Annotated in this window: 19 protein-coding genes and 1 tRNA gene; 14 read left to right on the forward strand and 6 right to left on the reverse strand. The window is 59.9% G+C overall.

Annotated features, from left to right (window positions below; translation table 11 throughout):
• From GCN78_RS27075 to GCN78_RS27135, 12 genes are all read left to right on the forward strand, one after another.
• Positions 1 to 221 (forward strand): EF-Tu C-terminal domain-related protein (locus tag GCN78_RS27075; protein WP_461419038.1); only part of this gene is annotated, 221 nt, incomplete at its 5' end.
• Positions 222 to 287: 66 nt separating this feature from the next.
• Positions 288 to 363: transfer RNA gene (locus tag GCN78_RS27080), tRNA-Trp, on the forward strand.
• Positions 364 to 395: 32 nt separating this feature from the next.
• On the forward strand, positions 396 to 779 hold the full coding sequence (gene secE, locus GCN78_RS27085; RefSeq protein WP_010394308.1) for a preprotein translocase subunit SecE: 384 nt from the start codon (positions 396 to 398) through the stop codon (positions 777 to 779).
• Positions 779 to 1405 (forward strand): transcription termination/antitermination protein NusG, encoded by a 627-nt coding sequence (nusG, locus tag GCN78_RS27090; protein WP_034753130.1) that lies wholly within the window; start codon positions 779 to 781, stop codon positions 1403 to 1405. Before secE ends, nusG begins: the two co-directional genes overlap by 1 nt.
• A 115-nt stretch (positions 1406 to 1520) precedes the next feature.
• Complete coding sequence (gene rplK, locus GCN78_RS27095) at positions 1521 to 1955, forward strand: 50S ribosomal protein L11 (protein ID WP_034783246.1); 435 nt, start codon at positions 1521 to 1523, stop codon at positions 1953 to 1955.
• Entirely contained in the window at positions 1955 to 2650 is a 696-nt protein-coding gene (rplA, locus tag GCN78_RS27100) for a 50S ribosomal protein L1 (RefSeq protein ID WP_034753134.1), read from the forward strand. Before rplK ends, rplA begins: the two co-directional genes overlap by 1 nt.
• A gap of 319 nt (positions 2651 to 2969) precedes the next feature.
• On the forward strand, positions 2970 to 3509 hold the full coding sequence (gene rplJ, locus GCN78_RS27105; RefSeq protein ID WP_034753621.1) for a 50S ribosomal protein L10: 540 nt from the start codon (positions 2970 to 2972) through the stop codon (positions 3507 to 3509).
• A 67-nt stretch (positions 3510 to 3576) separates the two neighbouring features.
• Positions 3577 to 3948, forward strand: coding sequence for a 50S ribosomal protein L7/L12 (rplL, locus tag GCN78_RS27110; protein ID WP_034753136.1), 372 nt, complete (start codon positions 3577 to 3579; stop codon positions 3946 to 3948).
• A gap of 244 nt (positions 3949 to 4192) precedes the next feature.
• On the forward strand, positions 4193 to 8299 hold the full coding sequence (gene rpoB, locus GCN78_RS27115) for a DNA-directed RNA polymerase subunit beta (RefSeq protein ID WP_152254465.1): 4107 nt from the start codon (positions 4193 to 4195) through the stop codon (positions 8297 to 8299).
• Positions 8300 to 8421: 122 nt separating this feature from the next.
• Positions 8422 to 12663 carry a DNA-directed RNA polymerase subunit beta' gene (gene rpoC / locus GCN78_RS27120; RefSeq protein WP_034753138.1) on the forward strand — a complete coding sequence of 1414 codons (4242 nt, stop codon included), beginning with the start codon at positions 8422 to 8424 and terminating at the stop codon, positions 12661 to 12663.
• Between the two features lie 350 nt (positions 12664 to 13013).
• Complete coding sequence (locus GCN78_RS27130) at positions 13014 to 13886, forward strand: ArsR family transcriptional regulator (RefSeq protein WP_226939846.1); 873 nt, start codon at positions 13014 to 13016, stop codon at positions 13884 to 13886.
• A gap of 76 nt (positions 13887 to 13962) precedes the next feature.
• Positions 13963 to 14802, forward strand: a complete 840-nt coding sequence (locus tag GCN78_RS27135; RefSeq protein WP_152254492.1) for an HDOD domain-containing protein — start codon at positions 13963 to 13965, stop codon at positions 14800 to 14802.
• A 72-nt stretch (positions 14803 to 14874) separates the two neighbouring features.
• Here GCN78_RS27135 and GCN78_RS27140 read toward each other — a convergent pair whose 3' ends face one another.
• The 4 genes from GCN78_RS27140 to GCN78_RS27155 form a co-directional block, all read right to left on the reverse strand.
• Entirely contained in the window at positions 14875 to 16692 is a 1818-nt protein-coding gene (locus tag GCN78_RS27140; protein WP_152254468.1) for a DUF885 domain-containing protein, read from the reverse strand.
• Positions 16693 to 16953: 261 nt separating this feature from the next.
• The gene (locus GCN78_RS27145; RefSeq protein WP_152254469.1) at positions 16954 to 18057 is read right to left on the reverse strand and encodes a M48 family metallopeptidase; all 1104 of its coding nucleotides are present in this window, start codon (positions 18055 to 18057) and stop codon (positions 16954 to 16956) included.
• Entirely contained in the window at positions 18054 to 19220 is a 1167-nt protein-coding gene (locus GCN78_RS27150; RefSeq protein WP_152254470.1) for an HPP family protein, read from the reverse strand. Before GCN78_RS27150 ends, GCN78_RS27145 begins: the two co-directional genes overlap by 4 nt.
• An 80-nt stretch (positions 19221 to 19300) precedes the next feature.
• Complete coding sequence (locus GCN78_RS27155; protein ID WP_152254471.1) at positions 19301 to 19591, reverse strand: DUF3349 domain-containing protein; 291 nt, start codon at positions 19589 to 19591, stop codon at positions 19301 to 19303.
• Between the two features lie 177 nt (positions 19592 to 19768).
• On the opposite strand from GCN78_RS27155, the gene GCN78_RS27160 reads away from it, so the two are divergent.
• Entirely contained in the window at positions 19769 to 20281 is a 513-nt protein-coding gene (locus GCN78_RS27160; protein ID WP_226939847.1) for a thioredoxin family protein, read from the forward strand.
• On the opposite strand, the gene GCN78_RS27165 is transcribed toward GCN78_RS27160, so the two are convergent.
• Together GCN78_RS27165 and GCN78_RS27170 are read right to left on the reverse strand one after the other, a co-directional pair.
• On the reverse strand, positions 20244 to 22151 hold the full coding sequence (locus GCN78_RS27165) for a methyl-accepting chemotaxis protein (protein ID WP_152254472.1): 1908 nt from the start codon (positions 22149 to 22151) through the stop codon (positions 20244 to 20246). The two genes, GCN78_RS27160 and GCN78_RS27165, sit on opposite strands and share 38 nt — an antisense overlap.
• 196 nt (positions 22152 to 22347) lie before the next feature.
• Entirely contained in the window at positions 22348 to 22845 is a 498-nt protein-coding gene (locus GCN78_RS27170; protein WP_046682091.1) for an Lrp/AsnC family transcriptional regulator, read from the reverse strand.
• A 153-nt stretch (positions 22846 to 22998) separates the two neighbouring features.
• On the opposite strand from GCN78_RS27170, the gene GCN78_RS27175 reads away from it, so the two are divergent.
• Positions 22999 to 25026, forward strand: a complete 2028-nt coding sequence (locus GCN78_RS27175; RefSeq protein WP_152254473.1) for an aminotransferase class V-fold PLP-dependent enzyme — start codon at positions 22999 to 23001, stop codon at positions 25024 to 25026.
• The last annotated feature ends 382 nt before the right edge of the window (positions 25027 to 25408 follow it).

The following is a 25408-nucleotide window of genomic DNA, read 5'->3' on the forward strand; positions in this document are numbered from 1 at the left end:
CATTCTTCAACAACTATCGTCCACAGTTCTACTTCCGTACGACGGACGTGACTGGTTCGATCGAGTTGCCAGCAGACAAAGAAATGGTCATGCCAGGCGATAACGTGTCGATCACCGTCAAGCTGATTAACCCGATCGCGATGGAAGAAGGTCTGCGCTTCGCTATCCGCGAAGGCGGCCGTACCGTCGGCGCCGGCGTGGTTGCAAAAATCCTCGCATAAGGAAATGTTATGCTTCCACCCGGGGCGTCCTGGGTGGTAGAATAGCACTCCTCGAAAGTTTTACGTAGGGACGTAGCTCAATTGGCAGAGCGTCGGTCTCCAAAACCGAAGGTTGGGGGTTCGATGCCCTCCGTCCCTGCCACCGTCAAGGTGCAGGGCACCGAAAGTAGAAAAATGTCAAATCAATCCGTGCAAACCGTTAGCACGTCGAGTGACAAGATAAAAGTCGCGCTGGCAATAGTGGCTGCGATTGCAGGAGTAGTCGGGTTTTATTACCTGGCAGGCCAACCAGCTCTGGTGCGTGCAAGCGCGCTTGTGGCTGGTTTGGTTATTGCTGTTGCGCTCTTGTATGTCTCGACGACCGGCCGTGAATTTCTCAATTTCGCCAAAGAAGCTGTGCGCGAAACCAAGAAAGTCGTTTGGCCTACCCGCAAAGAAGCCACGCAGATTACTGCGATCGTGTTTGCCTTTGTGCTGGTCATGGCGATTTTCCTGTGGGGCACGGATAAATTGCTCGAGTTTTTGTTGTATGACGTAATTCTGGGTTGGAAAAAATAATGAGCGAAAATGTGCATGATGAAGCGGCGGACGAGTCCGTTCCGGGCGACGCTCCGGTAGCGGACACTGGTGCAGCGCTGAGCGTGCCAGTCAGCAGCAAGCGCTGGTATGTCGTGCATGCTTATTCCGGCATGGAAAAAAGCGTCATGCGCGCACTGACCGAGCGCATCGAGCGCGCGGGCATGCAAGACCAGTTCGGCCAGATCCTGGTGCCGATCGAAGAAGTGGTTGAAGTCAAGAATGGTGTGAAGTCCGTCACCGAACGTCGTTTCTATCCTGGCTATGTGCTGGTTGAAATGGAAATGACGGACGAGAGCTGGCACTTGGTCAAGAACACCAGCAAGGTTACCGGTTTCATTGGTGGCAAGTCGAACAAGCCGACGCCGATCTCCGCGCGCGAAATCGACGGCATCATGAAGCAGATGCAAGAGGGTGTCGAGAAGCCCCGTCCAAAAACCTTGTACGAGGTGGGCGAGCAAGTCCGCATCAAGGATGGTCCGTTCACCGATTTCAACGGCAATGTCGAAGAAGTCAATTACGAGAAATCCAAAGTGCGCGTCTCGGTCACCATTTTCGGTCGCGCCACTCCGGTGGAACTCGAATTCGGCCAGGTCGAAAAAGTCTAAGTATTATCAAGCGCCACCAGGAGCGTCGCGGCAGTCTCAGCGAAATCCGGTCAGAGGAGCCCCGCCAGGGTAGGATCGGCGGGGCGCTACTACTCAATCCAAGATAGGAGCCATCATGGCAAAGAAAATCATTGGTTTTATCAAGCTGCAAGTGCCAGCTGGTAAAGCAAACCCATCCCCACCAATCGGTCCAGCTCTGGGTCAACGCGGTCTGAACATCATGGAATTCTGCAAAGCGTTCAACGCGCAGACCCAAGGTATGGAACCAGGCATGCCGATCCCAGTCGTGATCACCGCGTTTGCGGACAAGTCCTTCACCTTCGTGATGAAGACGCCTCCAGCAACCTACCTGATCAAAAAAGCTGCTGCGATCACCAAAGGTTCGCCGAAGCCACATACCGACAAAGTCGGTACGCTGACCCGCGCACAAGCTGAAGAAATCGCTAAATTGAAAACCCCTGATCTGACCGCTGCCGACATGGATGCTGCTGTACGCACCATCGCTGGTTCCGCTCGTTCGATTGGTATCACGGTGGAAGGTGTTGTATAATGGCTAAGTTATCCAAACGTATCAAGGCTTTGAAAGCCAAAGTCGACCGTACCAAAGTGTACGCTTTCGACAACGCTGTCGCTCTGATCAAAGAGTGCGCAACGGCCAAGTTCAATGAATCGATCGACGTATCGGTACAACTGGGTGTTGATCCTAAGAAATCCGACCAAGTGGTGCGCGGCTCCGTCGTGCTGCCAGCTGGTACCGGCAAAACCGTACGCGTGGCAGTATTCGCGTCGGGCGAAAAAGCGGAAGCTGCCAAAGCAGCTGGCGCCGACATCGTTGGTATGGAAGACCTGGCTGAGCAGATCAAAGCCGGCGACATGCCTTTCGACATCGTCATCGCTTCGCCAGATACCATGCGTATCGTTGGTACCCTGGGTCAGATCCTGGGCCCACGCGGCATGATGCCTAACCCGAAAGTTGGCACTGTTACTCCTGACGTCGCTACCGCCGTGAAAAACGCGAAAGCCGGTCAAGTTCAGTACCGTACCGACAAATCCGGTATCATCCACGCTACCATCGGCCGTAAATCGTTCGCTGACGCAGATCTGAAGTCGAATCTGGTCGCACTGATCGACGCACTGAACAAAGCCAAGCCAGCATCGAGCAAAGGCGTGTACCTGCGCAAAGTTTCGCTGTCGTCGACCATGGGCGCTGGCGTCCGTGTTGACCAGGCTAGCCTGGCAGCTTAAGTAAAGAATCAAGTCCTGTGGCGCCTTCGGGCGCTGCGGGCGCATCTTTGGGCTGTCGGTCCGGTGTTCGCACCAGGCCGGCAGACAATCAAAGACCGTTGGGCCGACTGCGATCGCACATGCAGAAGGTTAATAGGCTTGCCGGCAACGGCAAGTGCCCAACGCAGATGGTGTACCCGAACAAGTTTTGTAGTCCTCATGCTGCGTGAATCCATCCGCTCAGTTTAGTACTTCTTGACTTCGGACGCCGTGTTCGAACCGATGCAAGGCGCTCAACCACTCGGTTGTGATTGCCGAACATCATTTAAGGAGGTTGACCGTGAGTCTCAATCTGAATGACAAAAAGGCCGTCGTCGCCGAAGTTTCCGCACAAGTAGCAAATGCGCAAACGATCGTCGTGGCCGAATATCGTGGCATCCAGGTTGGTCACTTGACGCAACTGCGTGCTAAAGCGCGTGCCCAAGGCGTGTACCTGCGTGTGTTGAAAAACACTCTGGCTCGTCGCTCCGTTGAAGGTACCGCATTCGCCAGCCTGGCAGATGCCATGACCGGCCCGTTGATCTACTCGATCTCGGCCGATGCCGTTGCAGCAGCTAAAGTCATCGCTGACTTCGCTAAAACCAACGACAAACTGGTCATCAAAGCAGGTAACTACGCAGGCAAGCCGCTGGATACAGCTGCTGTCACCGCGTTGGCGAGCATTCCTAGCCGTGAAGTCCTCATTTCGCAGTTGTTGGGCGTTATGCTGGCTCCGGTTTCGGGCTTTGCACGTGGTCTGGCTGCCCTGGCAGCGAAAAAAGGCGAAGGCGCCGAAGCTCCTGCAGAAGCAGCAGCAGAAGAAGCCCCAGCAGCCGCTTAATTGCGCGCGCTTTTTTCTCTCAGTACCAATCTGATGTAACTAACGTAATAAATTTAGGAGTTTCAAAATGGCAATTAGCAAAGACGATATCCTGGAAGCAGTTAGCGCCATGTCCGTAATGGACCTGAACGACCTGGTTAAAGCATTCGAAGAAAAATTCGGCGTGTCCGCAGCAGCAATGGCTTCGGCCGGTCCTGCAGCAGGCCCAGCAGCAGCTGCTGAAGAACAAACCGAATTCAACGTCATCCTTGACACCTTCGGCGCAAACAAAGTTGGCGTTATTAAAGCAGTTCGCGAAATCACCGGCCTGGGCTTGAAAGAAGCTAAAGACCTGGTCGATGGCGCACCAAAAACTGTGAAAGAAGCAGTGTCGAAAGCTGACGCTGAAGCAGCACAGAAGAAACTGGTAGAAGCCGGCGCAACCGCTTCGATCAAGTAATATCTGTACCGGCGGCAGTTAGCGCCCGAGTCAAAGTCTGAGGTTCCCCCTCGCAAGGGGGGGAATCCGACTTTGGCTCCTTTGTCGTCTGCATCGTATTTGTCATGTCGTTGTAGCAGCAGTTTTTATTCGATTCAAGCCGGAAAGCAGAGCCTTGAGGTTTCGTCTGTGTCACACGCAGCGGTGCAAACGAACACTTGCAAAACCTGAATTTTCTATCCTTTCTGTCACTCACGGAGTGTCCATGCACTACTCATTTACTGAGAAGAAACGCATTCGCAAATCATTCGCGAAGCGCGCCAACGTTCACCACGTTCCGTTCCTGCTGGCGACCCAGCTCGAGTCTTATCATAGCTTCTTGCAAGAGGACATAGCACCGTCCGGCCGCAAGAATGATGGCCTGCAGTCGGCTTTCACCTCGATTTTCCCTATCGTGTCGCACAATGGTTTTGCGCGTCTCGAATTCTTGTCGTACGTTCTGGGCGATCCTGCCTTTGACGTCAAAGAATGTCAACAACGTGGCCTGACGTTCGCGTCGCCGCTGCGCGCGAAAGTGCGCCTGGTGATCCTGGACAAGGAATCGCCAACCAAGCCCGTCGTCAAAGAGATGAAGGAACAGGAAGTCTACATGGGCGAATTGCCGCTCATGACGACCACCGGTTCGTTCGTGATCAACGGCACGGAGCGGGTGATCGTTTCCCAGCTGCACCGTTCGCCTGGCGTGTTCTTCGAGCACGACCGCGGCAAGACTCACTCGTCCGGTAAACTGCTGTTCTCCGCGCGTATCATTCCTTACCGCGGTTCGTGGCTGGACTTCGAGTTCGACCCGAAAGACATCCTGTTCTTCCGCGTCGACCGCCGCCGCAAGATGCCCGTCACGATCTTGCTCAAAGCCATCGGCATGTCGCACGAGCAAATCCTGGCGAACTTCTTCGTCTTCGACAATTTCAACCTGCGCTCCGAAGGCGCGGAAATGGAATTCGTCTCCGAGCGTCTGCGCGGCGAAGTGGCGCGTTTCGACATCGTCGACAAGTCGGGCAAGACCCTGGTGCTGAAAGACAAGCGTATCAACGCCAAACACGTGCGTGATATCGAAGCTGCCGGCATCAAGCACATTTCCGTACCGGAAGACTACCTGCTGGGCCGCGTATTGGCGAAGAACATCGTCGATGGCGACACCGGTGAAGTCGTCGCTTCCGCGAACGATGAGCTGACCGAAGACCTGTTGGGTCGCTTGCGCGATGCCAACATTTCCGAAATCCAGACCTTGTACACCAACGACCTGGATCAGGGCGCCTACATCTCGCAAACCCTGCGTATCGACGACACCGCCGACCAGATGGCGGCGAAAGTGGCGATCTACCGCATGATGCGTCCAGGCGAACCGCCAACGGAAGACTCCGTTGAAGCGCTGTTCAATGGCCTGTTCTACAACTCGGACCGCTACGACCTGTCGGCCGTGGGCCGCATGAAGTTCAACCGCCGCATTGGCCGCGATGAACTGACCGGCGCCATGACCCTGTCGAACGAAGACGTGCTGGCCGTGATCAAGATCCTGGTGGAACTGCGCAATGGCCGCGGCGAAGTCGACGATATCGATCACCTGGGTAACCGTCGCGTACGTTGCGTGGGCGAACTGGCCGAGAATCAATTCCGCGCCGGCCTGGTGCGTGTTGAGCGCGCCGTCAAGGAACGCCTCGGCCAAGCCGAAGCGGACAACCTGATGCCGCACGACCTGATCAACTCGAAGCCGATTTCGGCCGCGATTCGCGAGTTCTTCGGTTCGTCCCAGCTGTCGCAGTTCATGGACCAAACCAATCCTCTGTCGGAAATTACCCACAAGCGCCGCGTATCGGCTCTGGGACCCGGCGGTCTGACACGCGAACGCGCCGGCTTTGAAGTGCGCGACGTGCATCCGACCCACTACGGCCGCGTCTGCCCGATCGAGACACCGGAAGGTCCGAACATTGGTCTGATCAACTCGCTGGCTCTGTATGCCCGCCTGAATGAATATGGCTTCCTGGAAACCCCGTACCGCAAGGTCGAAGGCTCCAAGATTACCGATCAGATCGACTACCTGTCCGCCATCGAAGAAGGCCGCTACATCATCGCTCAGGCGAATGCGACCATCAACGACGAAGGCATGCTGTCCGATGAACTGGTCTCGGCCCGTGAAGCCGGCGAAACCATCCTGGTCTCGCCAGAGCGCATCCAGTACATGGACGTGGCGCCAGGCCAGATCGTTTCCGTCGCTGCCTCGCTGATTCCGTTCCTCGAACACGATGATGCGAACCGTGCATTGATGGGCGCCAACATGCAACGCCAGGCTGTGCCTTGCTTGCGTCCGGAAAAAGCGCTGGTCGGTACCGGTATCGAACGCACCGTTGCGGTCGACTCGGGCACCACCGTGCAAGCGCTGCGTGGCGGTATCGTCGATTACATCGATGCGGGCCGCGTCGTGATTCGTGTGAACGATGACGAAGCGCAAGCTGGTGAAGTGGGCGTCGACATCTACAACCTGATCAAGTACACCCGTTCGAACCAGAACACCAACATCAACCAGCGTCCTATCGTGCAAGTGGGCGACCGTGTTGCCAAGCGCGACGTGATCGCCGACGGCGCATCGACCGACCTGGGTGAATTGGCGCTGGGCCAGAACATGACCGTGGCCTTCATGCCATGGAATGGTCTGAACTTCGAAGATTCGATCCTGATCTCGGAAAACGTCGTCAAGGACGACCGCTACACCTCGATTCACATCGAAGAGTTGTCGGTGGTGGCCCGTGACACGAAACTGGGCGCGGAAGAAATCACCCGCGACATCTCGAACCTGGCTGAAAATCAGCTGGCTCGTCTGGATGAGTCCGGTATCGTCTACATCGGCGCGGAAGTGCAAGCGGGCGACACCCTGGTCGGTAAAGTGACGCCAAAAGGCGAAACCCAGCTGACCCCGGAAGAGAAGCTGCTGCGCGCGATCTTCGGCGAAAAAGCTTCGGACGTGAAAGACACGTCGCTGCGCGTGCCTTCGGGCATGATCGGTACCGTGATCGACGTGCAAGTCTTCACCCGTGAAGGCATCGTGCGCGACAAACGCGCCCAGCAAATTATCGATGACGAACTGAAACGCTTCCGTCTGGATCTGAATGACCAGATGCGTATCGTGGAAGGCGATGCCTTCCAGCGTCTGGAAAAAATGCTGATCGGCAAAGTTGTCAACGGTGGCCCTAAAAAGCTGGCCAAAGGCGCCAAGATCACCAAGGAATACCTGGCCGATCTGGACAAATACCACTGGTTCGACATCCGCCCTGCGGACGACGATGCAGCGGTAGCGCTGGAAGCGATCAAGGAATCGATCAACGAGAAGCGTCACCAGTTCGATCTGGCCTTCGAAGAGAAGCGCAAGAAACTGACGCAAGGCGATGAGCTGCAACCAGGCGTGCAAAAAATGGTCAAGGTGTACCTGGCTGTGAAACGCCGCCTGCAGTCGGGCGACAAGATGGCAGGTCGCCACGGTAACAAGGGTGTGGTTTCCCGTATTGTTCCTGTGGAAGACATGCCATACATGGCCGACGGCACGCCAGCCGACGTTGTGCTGAACCCGCTGGGCGTTCCTTCGCGGATGAACGTTGGTCAGATTCTCGAGACCCACTTGGGCTGGGCTGCCAAGGGTCTGGGTATCCGCATCGGCGAAATGCTGAAGGCGCAAACCAAGGTCGAGCAAGTGCGCAAGTACCTGACGACGATCTACAACGACAACGGCCGTGCCGAAGAGCTGGATAACTTCGACGACGAAGAGATCATGAAGCTGGCGGAAAACCTGAAAAAAGGTGTTCCATTCGCCACGCCAGTGTTCGACGGCGCCAATGAAGAAGAGATCCGCCGCATGCTGGACCTGGCGTATCCGGACGACATCGCCAAGAACCTGGGCATGACCGCTTCGAAAAACCAGGTGACCATGTATGACGGTCGCACCGGTGAAGCGTTCGAGCGCAAGGTCACTGTCGGCGTCATGCACATGCTGAAACTGCATCACTTGGTCGATGACAAGATGCATGCGCGTTCGACCGGTCCTTACTCGCTGGTGACGCAACAGCCACTGGGCGGTAAAGCCCAGTTCGGTGGTCAGCGTTTCGGTGAGATGGAAGTCTGGGCACTGGAAGCGTATGGCGCGTCGTATGTCTTGCAAGAGATGTTGACCGTCAAGTCCGATGACGTGAATGGCCGTACCAAAGTGTACGAGAACCTCGTCAAGGGCGATCACGTGATCGACGCCGGCATGCCGGAATCGTTCAACGTGCTAGTCAAGGAAATCCGTTCGCTGGGTATCGATATCGACCTCGAACGCAACTAAACGACAGGCTTATTGACCCAATAAGCGTCATTTGGTTTGGGAAACACAAAGCCCGGCTGGGAAACCATGCCGGGCAATGTAGTCTCAGGAATATAGAAATTTAATCACCTCTGGAGTGATACATGAAAGCACTGCTCGATCTATTCAAGCAAGTACAGACCAACGAGACCTTCGATGCAATCAAGATCGGTCTCGCTTCGCCTGAGAAAATCCGTTCGTGGTCCTACGGCGAAGTCAAGAAGCCGGAAACCATCAACTACCGTACCTTCAAGCCTGAGCGCGACGGCCTGTTCTGCGCCAAGATCTTTGGCCCGATCAAGGATTACGAATGCCTGTGCGGCAAGTACAAGCGCCTGAAACACCGCGGCGTGATCTGCGAAAAGTGCGGCGTCGAAGTCACGCTGGCCAAGGTGCGCCGCGAGCGCATGGGCCACATCGAGCTGGCCTCGCCGACCGCGCACATCTGGTTCCTGAAGTCGCTGCCGTCGCGTCTGGGCATGGTCCTGGACATGACCCTGCGGGACATCGAACGCGTGCTGTACTTTGAAGCATACGTCGTGACCGATCCAGGCATGACCCCGCTGAAAAAATGCCAGATCATGTCGGAAGACGACTACGCCGCCAAGTACGAAGAGTACGGCGACGACTTCACCGCCTTCATGGGCGCCGAAGGTATCCGTGAACTGCTGCGCTCGATCGACATCCACCGCGATGCCGAAACCCTGCGCGTGGAACTGAAGGAATCGAAATCCGAAGCCAAGATCAAGAAATACGCCAAGCGCCTGAAAGTGCTGGAAGCGTTCCAACGTTCGGGCATCAAGCCTGACTGGATGATCATGGAAGTGCTGCCGGTGCTGCCGCCGGAACTGCGTCCGCTGGTACCGCTGGACGGTGGCCGTTTCGCGACCTCGGATCTGAACGATCTGTATCGCCGCGTCATCAACCGTAACAACCGTCTGAAACGCCTGATGGAGCTGCGCGCTCCAGAGATCATCACGCGCAACGAAAAGCGCATGCTGCAAGAAGCGGTCGATTCGCTGCTGGACAACGGCCGTCGCGGCAAAGCGATGACCGGCGCCAACAAGCGTCCGCTGAAGTCGCTGGCAGAGATGATCAAGGGCAAGGGCGGCCGTTTCCGTCAAAACTTGCTGGGCAAACGCGTCGATTACTCCGGTCGTTCGGTCATCGTCGTGGGCCCGCAATTGAAACTGCATCAGTGCGGCTTGCCGAAACTGATGGCGCTGGAACTGTTCAAGCCATTCATTTTCAATAAACTGGAACTGATGGGTCTGGCGACCACGATCAAGGCGGCGAAGAAGCTGGTCGAGATTCAAGAGCCGGTCGTGTGGGACATCCTGGAAGACGTGATCCGTGAACATCCGATCATGTTGAACCGCGCCCCGACCTTGCACCGTCTGGGTATCCAGGCGTTCGAGCCAGTCCTGATTGAAGGCAAGGCCATCCAGTTGCACCCGCTCGTCTGCGCCGCATTCAACGCCGACTTTGACGGCGACCAAATGGCGGTCCACGTTCCTCTGTCGATCGAAGCGCAGATGGAAGCACGCACCCTGATGCTGGCATCGAACAACATCCTGTTCCCATCGAACGGCGAACCGTCGATCGTGCCATCGCAGGATATCGTGTTGGGTCTGTACTACGCGACCCGCGAAGCGATCAATGCGAAGAACGAAGGGATGATGTTCCCTGACGTGTCGGAAGTGATCCGCGCCTACGACAACAAGGAAGTCGAACTGACGACCCGCGTCACCGTGCGTATTACCGAATACCCGAAAAACGCCGAAACGGGCGAATTCGAGAAAACGGTAACCCGCTACGAAACGACGATCGGCCGTGCGATCCTGTCGGAAATTCTGCCAAAAGGCTTGCCGTTCTCCGTCCTGAACCGCGCGCTGAAAAAGAAAGAAATTTCCAAGCTGATCAACACGTCGTTCCGCAAGTGCGGCCTGCGCGCCACCGTGGTGTTCGCAGACAAACTGATGCAATCGGGTTTCCGCCTGGCGACACGCGCCGGTATCTCGATCTGCGTCGACGACATGCTGGTACCGCCTCAAAAAGTGACCCTGATCGCGACGGCCGAATCGGAAGTCAAGCAGATCGAACAGCAATACGCCTCGGGTCTCGTGACCGCCGGCGAGCGTTACAACAAGGTAGTCGATATCTGGGGCAAAACCTCGGATGAAGTCGGCAAGGCCATGATGGACCAGCTCAAAGTCGAAGACGTGATCCGCCGCGACGGCACCAAGTCGACGCAAGAATCGTTCAACGCCATTTACATGATGGCCGACTCCGGCGCGCGCGGTTCCGCAGCCCAGATTCGCCAGTTGGCCGGTATGCGTGGTCTGATGGCCAAACCGGATGGCTCGATTATCGAAACGCCGATTACCGCGAACTTCCGCGAAGGTCTGAACGTTTTGCAGTACTTCATTTCGACCCACGGCGCGCGTAAAGGTCTGGCCGATACGGCGCTGAAAACGGCTAACTCCGGTTACCTGACGCGTCGTCTGGTTGACGTGACGCAAGACTTGGTGGTGATCGAGGACGATTGCGGCACCATGAACGGCGCCGTCATGAAGGCACTGGTCGAAGGTGGTGAAGTCATCGAACCGTTGCGTGACCGTATCCTCGGCCGCGTGGTGGTGCATGACGTCGTCAATCCTGAAACCCAGGAAACGCTGTACGAAGCCGGCACCCTGATGGACGAAGACATGGTCGAAGAGATCGAGCGTCTGTCCATCGATGAAGTCAAGGTTCGCACGCCACTGACTTGCGACACGCGCTTCGGCCTGTGCGCCAAGTGCTATGGCCGCGATCTGGGCCGCGGCATGCTGGTCAACGCCGGCGAAGCCGTCGGTGTGGTGGCAGCGCAGTCGATTGGTGAGCCGGGTACCCAGCTGACCATGCGTACGTTCCACATTGGTGGTGCGGCATCGCGTGCGGCAGTGGCATCGTCGGTCGAAGCCAAATCGAACGGTACCATCCGCTTCACGGCAACCATGCGTTACGTGACGAACGGCAAGGGCGCGCAAATCGTCATTTCCCGTTCCGGCGAAGTGCTGATCACCGACGACCATGGCCGTGAGCGTGAGCGTCATAAAGTACCGTACGGTGCGACCCTGATCGTCAAGGACGGCATGGTCATCAAGGCCGGTACGGCCCTGGCAACGTGGGATCCGCTGACCCGTCCGATCATTACCGAATACGCCGGTCAAGTGCGTTTCGAGAACGTCGAAGAAGGCGTCACCGTAGCCCGTCAGGTCGACGAAGTGACCGGTCTGTCCACCCTGGTGGCGATCGATGCGAAACGTCGCGGTTCGCTGACGAAAACGTTGCGTCCGCAAGTCAAGCTGATCAACGACGCGAACGAAGAAGTCAAGATCGCCGGCACCGAACACTCGGTGGCGATCGGCTTCCAGGTCGGCGCGCTGATCATGGTCAAGGACGGTCAACAGGTATCGGTGGGTGAAGTGCTGGCACGTATCCCGACCGAATCGCAAAAAACGCGCGATATTACCGGTGGTCTGCCACGCGTTGCGGAACTGTTCGAAGCACGCTCGCCGAAAGATGCCGGTATGCTGGCGGAAGTCACGGGTACGGTTGCGTTCGGTAAAGAAACCAAGGGCAAGCAGCGTCTGGAAATCACGGACATGGACGGCAACAAGCATGAGTTCTTGATCACCAAGGACAAACAAGTGCTGGTGCATGACGGCCAAGTCGTGAACAAGGGCGAGATGATCGTGGACGGCCCGGCCGATCCGCAAGACATCCTGCGTCTGCTGGGTATCGAAGCGCTGGCACGTTACATCGTCGACGAAGTGCAAGACGTGTACCGTCTGCAAGGCGTGAAGATCAATGACAAGCACATCGAAGTGATCGTGCGTCAGATGCTGCGCCGCGTGCAGATCGTCAATGCCGGCGACACCAACTACATCGTTGGCGAGCAGGTGGAGCGTTCGGAACTGCTGGACGAGAACGATCGCATGGCCGTTGAGAACAAGATTCCAGCGACCTACGAAAACGTCTTGTTGGGTATTACCAAGGCATCGCTGTCGACCGATTCGTTCATCTCGGCCGCATCGTTCCAGGAAACCACCCGCGTGCTGACCGAAGCGGCGATCATGGGCAAGCGCGATGGTCTGCGCGGCCTGAAAGAGAACGTCATCGTCGGCCGTCTGATTCCTGGCGGTACGGGCCTGGCCTTCCACCGCGCACGCAAAGAGAAAGAAGCGTGGGAAGTGGAAGAGCGTCAAGCGCTGCTGCTGGCCGAGAAAGCCTCGATGGCTGGCGAAGCTGCCGAAGCGCTGCAAGACATCGAAACCCAGCAACACCACGGCGACGAAGCGTAATCTGCGCTGCTAGCTGATTTAAAAAAGGCACCTTCGGGTGCCTTTTTTTATGCCCGCTGCTGCGGCCTTCCACCGTGCACGCAAAGAGAAACAAGCGTGGGAAGTGGAAGAGCGTCAAGAGCTGCTGCCGGCCGATAAAGCCACCCTGGCCGGTGAAACTACCGAAGTCATATAATTTATAAAAATTCCAGTTAATCTGAAAAAGTTATTGCGTATGCATTTGCCGGTCATTCGTTCATTATTTAATTTATTTAATATGTTCAAGGCGCTGTTAGCTGATCAGAACGGCACCAGGGAGAAATATCCTGGTGCCGTTTTTTTATGTCCGTTACTACGGCCTTCCAGCGCGCATGCAAACAGAAAGCAGCATCCATGGCTCCATGGCGTCAGCAAGTCTGCAGTATCGATCGGCATTCGTTCTTGCTTGTATCGTAAAACACATAGACGGCGGCCTCGTCATGAAAATAGCCGTCCACCGTGAGTTGCCCCAGAAATATGCACGATGCCGTCAAGCGGCCACACTCTGTTGTAGCGGTGCAAAGCACGCGTGCCACGCCAATTTCCGGCGTACTCATGCTAATATCTGGCGCATGATTGCCCAAGCCCTGTTTACTCCCGCTCAGCAGAAACTGCTGGGATTGCTGTTTGTCCGCGTGAATGAAGGTTTTCACTTGAACGAGATCATGCGCCTGACGGGCCTGGGCAGCGCGTCGGCGCAGCGGGAACTGCGTCGCCTGCATGATTCCGGATTGATCACATCGGAGCGGATCGGCAATGTGCGGCGCTTCTGGCCCAACAAGGAAAGCCTCGTGTATCCGGAATTGAGCGGACTGGTGCAGAAAACCTTCGGCATTGTCGGCGTGCTCAGCGCGACCCTGGCGCCCTTGCGTGCCCAGTTGCACCTGGCATTCGTGTCGGGTGCCACGGCGAAGGGACAGGACATGCCAGGCAGCGCCATCGATTTGTTGCTGGTAGGGGAAGAAGCCAATTATGGCGATCTGTTGACAAGATTAGCCCCCGCCGAGCGAACCTTGAGGCGTAAAATCAATCCCAACTTATATACGCTGGCCGATTATCGCCGACGCCTGCGTGAAGGCCAGCCATTTTTGCTGCAGGTATTACAGCAGCCGAAATTGTTTGTCATCGGCGATGAAGCGCTATTGCATGCGCCGGCATTATCGGATTCTTCAATACAAGCGAATGACATGCCATCCGTATTATAAAGGCCGGGCCTGGCATTCAATTTCTGACGTATGAAATTGTTGGCTAGAAAAATATCTGAGGCGGATTGATCGTATGATGAATAAACTACAGGCTTTCGGTTTAATTGTTTCACAGGCAGTGCGCGGAGAATTGACGTTTCCCACGAGTGTTAATTCCGCACTGCAATTGCAATTGGCCCTGGCTGAACCGGATTGCCATATCGACCATGCGATCAAGCTGGTCCTGGGCGAACCGCTGCTGGCGGCGCGCACCGTGGCCTTGGCCAATTCGGCCGTGTACAGCCGCGGCGATGCGGCGCCCGTGACCAGCGTGCGCGCCGCCGTCATGCGCATGGGTTACCGCAATCTGTATGCGCTGGTGGCGGCCATGGTGGTGCGCCAGTTCGGCAGCAAGATCGTCGACCCCGTCCTGCGCCTGAAGGCGACCCAGCTATGGGAGCACACGGCGCACGTGGCGGCGCTGGCGCACGTGCTCGCCCGCCGCGTCACGCACGTCGATGCCGACACGGCGTTGTTCGCCGGCATCGTGCATGAGGTGGGCGGCTTTTACCTGTTGTCGCGTGCCGATGAATTTCCCGGCCTGCTCGACGACGATACGGATCACTGGATGGAGTCCGCCGAAGAGATCATTTCCCGCGAAGTCATGAAGAAGCTGCTGATCCCGCTGGCCGTGAGCGACGCCATCGAAGGCTTGCGCGACGGCTTGCTATCGATCCCGCCCGACTCCCTGCTCGACACCTTATTGTTGGCCAAGCAACTGTCGCCCGTGCCGTCGCCGTTGCAGGTGACGTACGTGGAAATGCTCACCCCCTCCGATTCCGTCATCGATTTCATCATCGATAACGAGACCTTGCAAAGCATCCTGGCCGAGTCAAACGAGGAAGTGCGCTCGATGAGTGCGGCGCTGCTGGTGTAGTCTCGAACGCTCGGGCGAAAAAAAACGGCAGCGCCATCAAGGTGCTGCCGTTGTGCCTTCAGGCGCCGCGTCTTACTTCTGTTGCGCGATCCACCGGTCGACCTTGGCTTCCAGCAGTTTCAGCGGCAGGGTGCCGTCGCTGAGCACCACTTCGTGGAACTTCGGCAGGCTGAACTTGTCTCCCAATGCCTGCTGCGCGCGCTGGCGCAGTTCGACGATCTTCAGCGAACCGATCTTGTAGCCCAGCGCCTGGCCCGGCCAGGCCATGTAGCGTTCCGTTTCGCTTTTCGCCACGGCGTCATAGCCGAGGGTGTCGCGCATGTACTTGATCGTCTGCTCGCGCGTCCAGCCCTTGGTGTGCAAGCCCGTGTCGACCACCAGGCGCACGGCGCGCAGCATTTCGTCGTTCAGGTGGCCGAAATACTGGGCCGGATCGTCGAACAGGCCCATTTCCTTGCCCAGCGTTTCCGCATACAGGGCCCAGCCTTCCGTAAAGGCATTGTTGCCGCCGAAACGGCGGAAGTTCGGCAAGTCCATCTCTTGCACCAGCGCCAGGTGGAAATGGTGGCCAGGCTTGCCTTCGTGCAGGAACAAGGTGGTCATACCCGTGTCGCCATACTGTTTCGGATCCGTGACGACGGACCAGAACACGCCCGGGCGCGAACCGTCGGCGGCCGGCGCCGTGTAGTGGTCGGCGGCCGTGTCGCGGCTCAGTTCAGGTTCCAGGCGCAAGTCCAGCGGCGCCTTCGGCACCAGAGTGAACAGGGCGGGCAATTTGCTGTCCAGCAGTACGTTCAGCTTGCGGTAGACGTCGAGCACTTCCTGCTCCGTCTTGAACGGGCGGAATTTCGCCTGCTGCGAGACCCACACGGGCAAGCCGGCGGCCGGGCCGTTGTAGCCCATCTTCGGACCGACGATCGCGTACTGTTCCTGGATGCGCGCCACTTCCTTCAAGCCGATGGCGTGGATCTGCTCCGGTTGCAAATCCGTGGTGGTGCTGCTGGCCACGCGCGCCTGGTACCAGCTGGCGCCGTCGGGCAGGGCGCTCCAGCCGCTGCTGGTGCGGCTGGCCGGCAGGTAATCGCGTTCCATGAAGGTGGACAGGCGCTGCAGCGCTGGCATCAGCTTGGCTTCGATGATGACGGTGTACGTTTGCGTCAGGCGCGCCTTGTCGGCGGCGGAAAAGCTGGCCGGCAAATTCTTGATGGGCGTGTAATAGACGCTGTCCTGCGGCGTGGCGCTGACGAGTTTCTTGAATTGCGGCAGGGCCGATTCCGTCAGCGCCTTCGGCAGCACGATGCCTTTTTGCATGCCGACGCGCATGTTGGCGATGGCCTGGTCTATCCAGCCCGGCAGCTGGCCGATACGGCTCAGGTAAGCGTCATACTCCTTGACCGTGGTCAACGGCTGCGATGCCTCGCCGCCCGCATAGTTGGCCAGGATGACGGGCATGCTGTCCATCTGGTTCAAGGGCAGCAGGTATTCGGGGAAGCGCTCGAAGCTCAGCGCTGTCGCCAGTTCATAGTCGAGGATATCGTAGTTGATCTGGTCCTGGTGCGACAGCTGCGCGCGGGCGATGGCGCGCAGGCTCTTCTGGTACTGGCGGTACAGGGCGAACTGTTTTACGCGCGCGGCGGGCACGATGGCTGAACCGAGCTGGTCGTCAAAACGGTTGTCGCCGCTCTCGGTGGCGTTGATCGGCTCGAAACGGGCCAGCGCATCGTAGTACTGATCGGCCACGACCTGCAATCGCTGCTTGGCTTGCGGCGCGCTGACGGCCGGGGCTGCGGCTTTGGCTGCGGGCTGGGCCGCTTGCGCCATGGGCGCGTAGGCGAGCAAGAGGGAGATGGCCAGGGTGCCGAGGGTGCCGGCGGCAAAACGATGCTTCATGCGCAATGTCCTTTGTAAGGAAGGGAATGAACGGAGGCTTACAACGCCTAATAAAACCGTAGCGAGCGGAAGGAAGTTGTGGTCGAGAAGCGCAACTGTACGAAGGTACAGTGAGCATCGCAGACCGCAAATTACGACGCGCAGTAGGTTTTGATAGGCGTTCTTGGCGGGGTCGGGGTGGCCGGTCGCAAAGGAGCAGCCGGGGCGTAAGCATACGCCATTGCCCGGTGCGTTTGAATAAATTGTGCGGGAGGAATGTTGCTATTTTGCCGTAGGCGGCAGGGCGGCTTTCATCGCCTGCCAGTGCTGGCTGCTCAGTGGGACGCAGGCGGGGCAGGGCGTGGCGGCGATCAGGCTGCGGATCTGCTGGGCGCGCGCCGCCGTCTGCGGGTGCGAGGAAATCCATCCCGGTACGCTGGCCTTGGCCTTGTCCTGGTCATCGAGCTTCTGGAAGAAGCGCAGCATGCCGTCGGGACGGATGTGCGCGCGCTGCAGGGCGAGCAAACCCAGGTGGTCCGCTTCCTCTTCCATGTCGCGGCTGAAATACAGGGTGCCAGCCTGGTGCGCCAGCATGGCGGCCACGGCGCTGATGTCGCCGAGGGTCACGCCCACCAGGGCGCCCCAGCCCAGGCTGCTGATCATTTGCCGCAGCGAATGGCGCTGCTCCACGTGCTGTACCTCATGCGCGAGCACGCCGGCCAGCTCGCCCGGGTCCCCCGCCTGGCGCAGCAAGCCCGTATGCACGACGATGATGCCGCCCGGCATGGCAAACGCATTGACCGTGTCATCCTGCTTGACCAGCCAGCGGTAGGGGTAGCGCGACCCGGCCGTCAGCTTGCGGCCGATGTCCTGCACCGTCTGCTGCGCCACGCCGCTCTCGCTGATGCCGCCTTGCGCGCGCACTTGCGACAGGGCCAGTTCGCCCAGCTGCTTTTCCGTTGACAGGGGGATTAATCCCGCCAGCACGCCGACGGCATGGCCGCCTTGCCACCACAACAGGGCGGCCGCGACCACGGCCGCGCCTGTCAAGCCGGCCAGCCAGCCCGATACTTGCCGCCGGTTGCGCTGGCGTTCGCCCCACAAACGCTGCAGTTGCGGCTGCAGCGCGGCTGGCGCTTCCTTCAAGACGATGGCGATGTCTTCCGTCCCGAGCGGTTTCAGCGACGCTTGCCGCCCTTGTTCATCGAGCCAGTTCAGGAACAGTTCGGGGCCATCGACACCGCCCACGCTGACGATCAGCTGCGCCACGTCGACGCTGGAACCGAGAGGGTCGATGGCTAGTTGCGTGCCAAAAAAATGCGCGCTGACGGCCGTGCCGGACGGCCCGCCGTCGGCGCCGGTCAGCAGTGCCTGGAATGCCGTCATGCGGCGGCCTCGGCAAAGCGGCTTTCGTACAGGGCCGCCATCAGGTCGGACTGGCTGATGATGCCGGCCAGGCGTTCGTCGTCGTCGAGGATGGGAATATGGTGGTAGCCGGCGTCGGCCATCAGGGGCACGAGGTCGATGATGGGCGTGCCCAGGCGGGCCGTGTGCGGCGACGGCGTCATCAGCTGGCCGACCACTTCCGGCTTGTCGCTGTGGGACAGGCCGCTGCGCTGCAGCAGGCCGCGCAGGCGCTGGCGCATGCCCTGATAATCGTCGAGGCCGCCATGGCGCAGGAAATCCGTCTGCGTGATGATGCCGATGACGCGACGCGCCCGGTTCAGCACGGGCAGGGCGCCCACCTGGTGCTCGCGCATGGTGCGCCAGGCAACATCGAGTGGCGTGCCGAATTCCACGCTGAGCACGTCCTTCGACATGATGTCGGCGCAGGTGACGACGCCGAAGCGGCGCTGGTAGGCGCGCATTTCCGTTTGCAGGAAAATCGCCTGCAAATCGTCGCGGCTGATGTCGAGTACCTCGCTGTGCTGGCGCAGCACGGCATCGAGGTCATCGGGCGAAAAGCCCAGGCGGTTGCTGGGCACGTCGTCCCGGGTGGCGTGCGGATGCGGCGCGACCAGTTGCTGGATGTGCGGGTAGCGGCGCCCCGTCAGGTTGTTGTACAGCACGGCGCAGGCGACCAGCACGGCGGAATTGAACAGTACGGTGATGAAGACGAATTCAAAGCCGGCCGCATGCACGCTGGCGCCGCCGACGACGGTGGTCAGGGCCACGGCGCCGCCCGGCGGATGCAGGCAGCGCAGGGCAAACATGGCGCCGATGGCCAGGCAGGCGGCCAGCGCCGCCACGCCCACGCTGGACCCCAGCCATTTCACGCATGCCATGCCGACCAGGCCGGAGACGACGTTGCCGCCCACCACGGACCATGGTTGCGCCAGCGGGCTGGCCGGCAGGCAGAACAGCAGCACGGCCGAGGCGCCCATGGGCGCGATCAGGTAGACGCTGGCGCTGTCGGGAGCCAGCAGGAAGTGACAGATGAGGCCAGTGAGCAGCAGGCCGCAGATGGCGCCCGCGCAGGCGCGCGCCTGTTCGCGGCGGCTGCCGTTGTTCGGTTGCGGCAGCCAGCGTGCCAGGAAAGAAGTCGTCATGGGGGAGGGCGCGTTCGGGCCGCGTTGCTCTGTGTGAGCCCGATATTATCCCATGCGTTCCATTTCGCTGCCGGCGGGGGTTAATCCTCGGCGCAGACCGCTTGCAAGCCATGTCGCACCAGCAAGTTCCAGGCGGCCGCGATGGCGGACGGCGCCGGCTTGCTGCTGGCGCAGGCATAGATGTCATTGAGGACCAGCGCCGCAGCCTTGCCCGTGACAGCGGCCATCAGCTCGCTCAGGTGGCGGTCGGAAAAGTGTTCATACAGCAGGGCCAGCACGGCGAAATACGCCGTGTCCGGCATGCCGCCCGGATAGGCGCTGCGCAGCATGCGCGCGGCGCCGGACAGCGTTGGGTGCTGGGTATCTGGCATGCGCAAGCGACTTCTCCTTGGTGGCGCTCTTATATGTGCTTATACGTGCTTATACGTTTTCCGCATAAGCACAGTGCAATTAAATGGTGGATATTTCCTACAAGCAGGCATATTCTAGACAATCACGCCCGCTGGCAGCTGTTCAGCTGGCCTCACGATTTCTCTCAGGAGCCCCGCATGCGCGTTTCCCGTTTCGCTTCCCTTTTCTTTGCCAGCCTGCTGCTTGCCGGCACCGCCGTTGCCGCCGCCCCGACGCCAAGCAACCCGGTCGCTACGCCGCATTTGCCGTACAACGCGGCGGCCGACGCCAAGGCCGACGTGGCCCGCGCGCTGGCCGAGGCCAAGGCGGCCCACGTGCCGGTCTTGCTGATCTTTGGCGCCAACTGGTGCGAAGATTGCCGCGCGCTCGACAAGGCCTTGAAGGAAGGCAAGAATGCCGAGCTGATGCAGCAGCAGTTCAAGGTCGTCAAGGTCGACGTGGGCAACTTCGACCATAACCTCGATGTGGCGCAAGCCTATGGCAATCCACTCAAGAAAGGCATCCCGGCCGCCGTGCTGGTCTCGAGTGACTACAATCAGGTGCTGTACGCCACCAAGGGCGGCGAACTGGCGAATGCGCGCCGCATGAGCGAGAGCGGCATTTATGATTTCTTCAAGCAAGCGGCAAGCGTGAAGGCGCCGGCGCTGTAATCTCTTCTAGCTTGAAGACGCTGACCACCTGCGCCAGCCGGCCGGCCTGATCCTGCAAGGACTGTGCCGCCGCCGCCGCTTCTTCCACCAGGGCCGCGTTTTGCTGGGTGGCGTCATCCATCTGCGTGACGGTGGCATTGACTTGCGCGATGCCCTGGCTTTGCTCCTGGCTGGCCGAGGCGATTTCCCCCATCAGGTCGGCCACTCGCTGCACGGACACGACGATGTCCTGCATGGTGGCACCGGCCGAGTCGACCAGCTTGCTGCCCGCTTCCACCTTGCTGCCCGAGTCGACGATCAAGTCCTTGATTTCCTTCGCTGCCGCCGCCGAGCGTTGTGCCAGGTTGCGCACCTCGGTCGCCACCACGGCAAAGCCGCGGCCCTGTTCGCCCGCGCGCGCCGCCTCGACCGCCGCGTTCAGCGCGAGGATGTTGGTTTGAAAGGCAATGCTGTCGATCACGCCGATAATATCCGCGATCTTGCGCGAACTTTCCGTAATCGCCCCCATGGTCTGCACCACTTGTCCGACCACCTCGCCGCCCTTGACGGCGTGACTTGAAGCGGACACCACCAGCTGGTTCGCCTGGCGCGCATTGTCCGCGTTCTGTTTCACGGTCGACGTCAGCTCTTCCATCGCCGCCGCCGTCTCTTCCAGGCTTGACGCCTGGGTTTCCGTACGCGCCGACAGATCCAGGTTGCCCGACGCGATCTGGCTCGATGCGCTGGCGATGGACCCGGTACTGTCGCGAACTTCGCGTATCGTCACGTTCAGCGAGGCGACGAAACGGTTGAAGGCGGCGGCCAGCGCACCAACCTCGTCTTCCGATTCGACGGGCATGCGGCGGCTCAGATCGCCATTCCCGCTGGCGATCTCGCTGAGCATGTCGGCCGCCCGCGCGACGGGGGCGGCGATGGCGCGGCTGATGACATAAATGATGAGCAGGGCGATGCCGCCGCCGACCAGGCCGGCGATCAGGGCGGCAATCAGGGCCGACCGCGTGACATTGCCCAGCACTTCCGCTTCCGGCACTTCGGCCATCACATACAGATTGAGTTCCGGCACGAAGGAGGCGGCGACGAGCTGCTTGCCGGTCGGCGCCGCATAACTGGCATAGGTGTATGTATTCCCGGTCAGCAGAGCCTTGCTCAGTGCCGCGCTAAAGCCGGGCAAGTCCTTCAATTGATGTTTGCCGTCGGCCAGGGCCGGATCGCGGTGGATCAGCAGGTTGCCGTCGGCGCGTACCAGGTAGACATGGCCCGTCTGGCCAACCTTGTAGCTGCGGATGGTCTCGGCCATCGCGTCGACGCTCAAGCCCATGCCTGCGATGACGGCCTTGCCGCCGGCCGTCTGGCCGCGCGCATTCAGGAACAGCATGAAACTGCCCGAGGCCGGATCGCGATCCAGATTGATCGTGTGCTGCTTGTTTTCATCGAGCATGCTGAAGAACCAGTGATCGGCTGGCTGCTGCTTGTCCAGCGTGCGGATCAGGCCCGCATCGGTCATGTACCTGGATGCGGCTTGGGAACTCCAGCTGACGACGGCCGCCTTGTTTTTTTCCTTGAGCGTCCTGGCATAGCGCTGGAAAGTGGCCATGCCGCTGTCGGTCAGCTCCGCGTCTTCCCAGTCCTGCAGGAAGATGTCGTTGGCCATCGTCTGCACCACGGACAGCGGCTGGCTGATCTGGCGCAGCACGTCGTTGCGGATTTCGCCCACCTGGGCCGGTAGTTCCTGGCCGACGACGCGCTCGCGCACATAATCGCTGCTCATGCGCACGCTGAGGAATGAGGAAATGCCCATGAACAGCAACAGGCAGAAACCCATGCTGAACATCAATTTTTTCTGGATGGAAAGGTGGCGAAGCAGATGCATGGACGACCCTGGGAATGGGCCTGCGCGACTGGCAGAGCTTGCCAAACAGGCACAGGCAGTGCGCAGTATAGCGACGGATAGGGAGGATATAGGGGAGGAATGGCGTGTTTAATGTGGATGTGTTGCCTTATGGCAACGATGGCGGGGTGTCAACATGCGCAGTTTTCATGTGCCCCCGTGCGGCGCGGAAAAACGTTCAGGCAGGCAAGCCGTGGGCGATCAATTCCAGCGGCAATTCCGTGCTGCACTTGATTTGTTCCATGGAAAAGGCGGACGACACGCCCGTCAGCTGTACCGCCTTGATGAGCTTTTTATAGAAAGTGTCATAACCCTTGATGTCGGTGGTGACGACTTTCAGCAAGTAGTCGATGTCGCCGCTCATGCGGTGGAATTCCTGTACCTCGGGCAGGACGATGACGGCGGCGGCGAAGCGGCGCAGCCATTTTTCATCGTGCTGGCCCGTGCGCACGCTGACGAAAACGGTCACGGGCAAGCCCACTTTTTGCCGGTTGACGATGGCCACGCGGCTCTCGATATAACCCTCTTCCTCCAGGCGCTTGACCCGCTTCCAGCACGGGGTGCTGGACAGGCCGATCTTCTCGCTGAGGGCGGCGATCGACAAGGTGCCATCCTGCTGCAGGGCGGCCAGGATGGCGCAGTCGAATTTGTCGAGCGAAGCGTTTGGTGAATTCATTTTACGATTCCTGTTTTTGTAGCATGAACATGCTGCATAGTAGCGTAGTTGCAGTGTGTTTTGGCATATCTTCACGGGCGCAGGCCGCTAGACTATCCACATGTTCCAGCCGCTAGCGCTGCCCCCCCTTTATAGAATGCCCAGACCGCCATCATGAAAGAAATCTACCTCGACAGCAATGCCACCACTTGCGTGCTGCCCGCCGCCGTTGCCGCAGCCCGGCAAGCGATGGAGCAGGGCTATGGCAATCCCAGCAGCACTCACGCCACGGGATTGCAGGCCAAGGCCATGATGGATGGCGTGCGCCAGCGCGCCAGCCGTCTGCTGGGCGTGGGCGACGGCCGATTGATGTTCAATAGCGGCGCCACCGAAGGCATCCAGACGGCCGTACTGTCGGCCCTGTGCGCGTTGCGCGAGCGGCGCGATGCGGGCAAGCGCATCGGCAGCCTGCTGCTGTATGGCGCGACCGAGCACAAGGCCGTGCCGGAAAGCCTGGCGCACTGGAACCGGCTATTGGGCCTGAACCTGGAAGTGCGCAAGCTGCCGGTCGATGCGCAGGGGCGCCACGATCTGCAGGCGCTCGATGCGCTGATCGGTGACGCGGCCATGCTGTGCACGATGGCGGCGAATAATGAGACGGGCGTCGTCAGCGACTTGTCCGCCATCGCGCAACTGCTGCAGGAACGCGGCGCCGATGCCTACTGGATGGTCGATTGCGTGCAGGCGCTGGGCAAGCTGAAGCTGAACCTGGCCGCCACGCGCATCGACTACGCGCCGTTTTCCGGCCACAAGCTGTATGCGCCCAAGGGCATCGGCATGCTGTACGTGCGCGCCGGCGCGCCGTTTACGCCGCTGATGATGGGCGGCGGCCAGGAAGCGGGCCTGCGCTCGGGCACGGAAAACATGGCCGGCATCGCCGCCCTGGGCGCCGTGCTGGCCGCGCTCGACGATGGCAAGACCTTCCGCAGCCACGCCGACCTGGCCTCGTTCCGTGAACAGCTGGTGGCCAGCCTGGAGCGCGCTTTCCCCGGCATCGTGTTCAATATGCCGTTCGACTTGTCCATGCCGACGACGCTCAATTTTTCCGTGCCGGGCCTGTCGTCGAAGGAATTGCTCGACCTGTTCGACGCGGCGCGCGTGCGCGTCAGCTCGGGCAGCGCCTGTTCCGCCGCCAAGGCGCTGCCCAGCTATGTGCTGGAAGCGATGCACGTGCCGCAATGGCGCGCCAGTTCGGCCATCCGTCTGTCGTTCGGTCCCCTGATCGACGCGGCGACCATTGCCGCTGCCTGCGCGCGCATCGAGCGCTGCGGCGCAGCGCTGCGCAGCAGCTGCCTGCTGCCGTCGGCGCTGGCGCCATCGCCGCAGGACGGCGTGATTCAGCTGAGCGTCGACGGCCAGTGCACCTGGCTGCTCAGCGACGCCGCCAGCGCCAGTTGCGTCGTCATCGATCCTGTCGCCGCGCTCGTGCCGCGCCTGGCCGCCTTCATCCGCTGCCAGCACCTGGCCCTGCGCGCCATCGTGCACACGGCGCCACCAGCCGACCATGGCGTGGCGCGCCTGGCCTTGCTGCAGGAACTCGCCATCGAACAGGTGGGTCGCGTCGATATCGACGGTGAGCTGGCGCTGGGCCAGCAGCGCCTGCGACGCGTCGAGTGCGGCGCCAGCCATGTGTATCTGCTGGGGCAGCGCTTCGCCTTCATCGGCAGCCTGGCGCCCGAGGCGCTGACGCCCTTGCTGGAGGCGGCGCTGGTGACGCCAGACACCGTGCTGTGCGCATCCGGTGACGACGGCGGCATCTGCGGCACGCTGCGCGCCGCACGCGAAGGCGAGGCTGCCGCCAGCGAACTGCAGCTCGACGCGGCAGCTCTGCCCGCCTTCCTGCGCCAGCATCCCGACGCCATCCTCGTCGACGTGCGCGAAGCGTATGAACATGCGGCTTGCGCCGGCACGGTGTGTGAAGGCTGCGAAGTGCGCAGCGTACCGCTGAGCCGCCTGGCCGGACAGGTGGCCGCATGGCTGCAGCAGCCGCAGCGCCCGCTGGTCTTTTTCTGCCGCAGCGGCAACCGCAGCGCGCGCGCCGCCGCCTGCCTGCGCCGCCTCGGCCATGGTGCTGCATGGCAACTCAACGGCGGCATGGCGATGGCGGATGCGACGCGCCACGCGCTGGCCATCGCCGCCTGAGGGCTTACGTTTCCTCCTTGAAATATTGCACCGTGCCATCATCGGCACGGTGCCCGTCGCGTAGTTCCTCCGTTCATTTCCTGCCGGCATTTTTCCGCCATTCAAGGCGCTGATTTCTTTGCTGAAACCGCCCTAAAACGTGCTGTATGTACGCTAGCGCACGGTCTTGCGTACAGGGCGCACCTACGATGAAGTTCAGAAAATCTCCCTGCACCCTGAGATTCATCGCAACGCTCCGGCGCTTCGCTTTCCGTCTTCGCCAGTGTCCGATCGTGTTCTTCCAGACTGGGCCAGCGTGACGGTGGCCGCTGGTTGCCTGCGCGCACCTAGCGAGGCCCAAGTTGAAAGAGTACACAGCAGTTGTCACGCAGCAGATCAAGGA

The organism is Janthinobacterium rivuli, assembly GCF_009208735.1.
Lineage (GTDB): Bacteria > Pseudomonadota > Gammaproteobacteria > Burkholderiales > Burkholderiaceae_D > Janthinobacterium.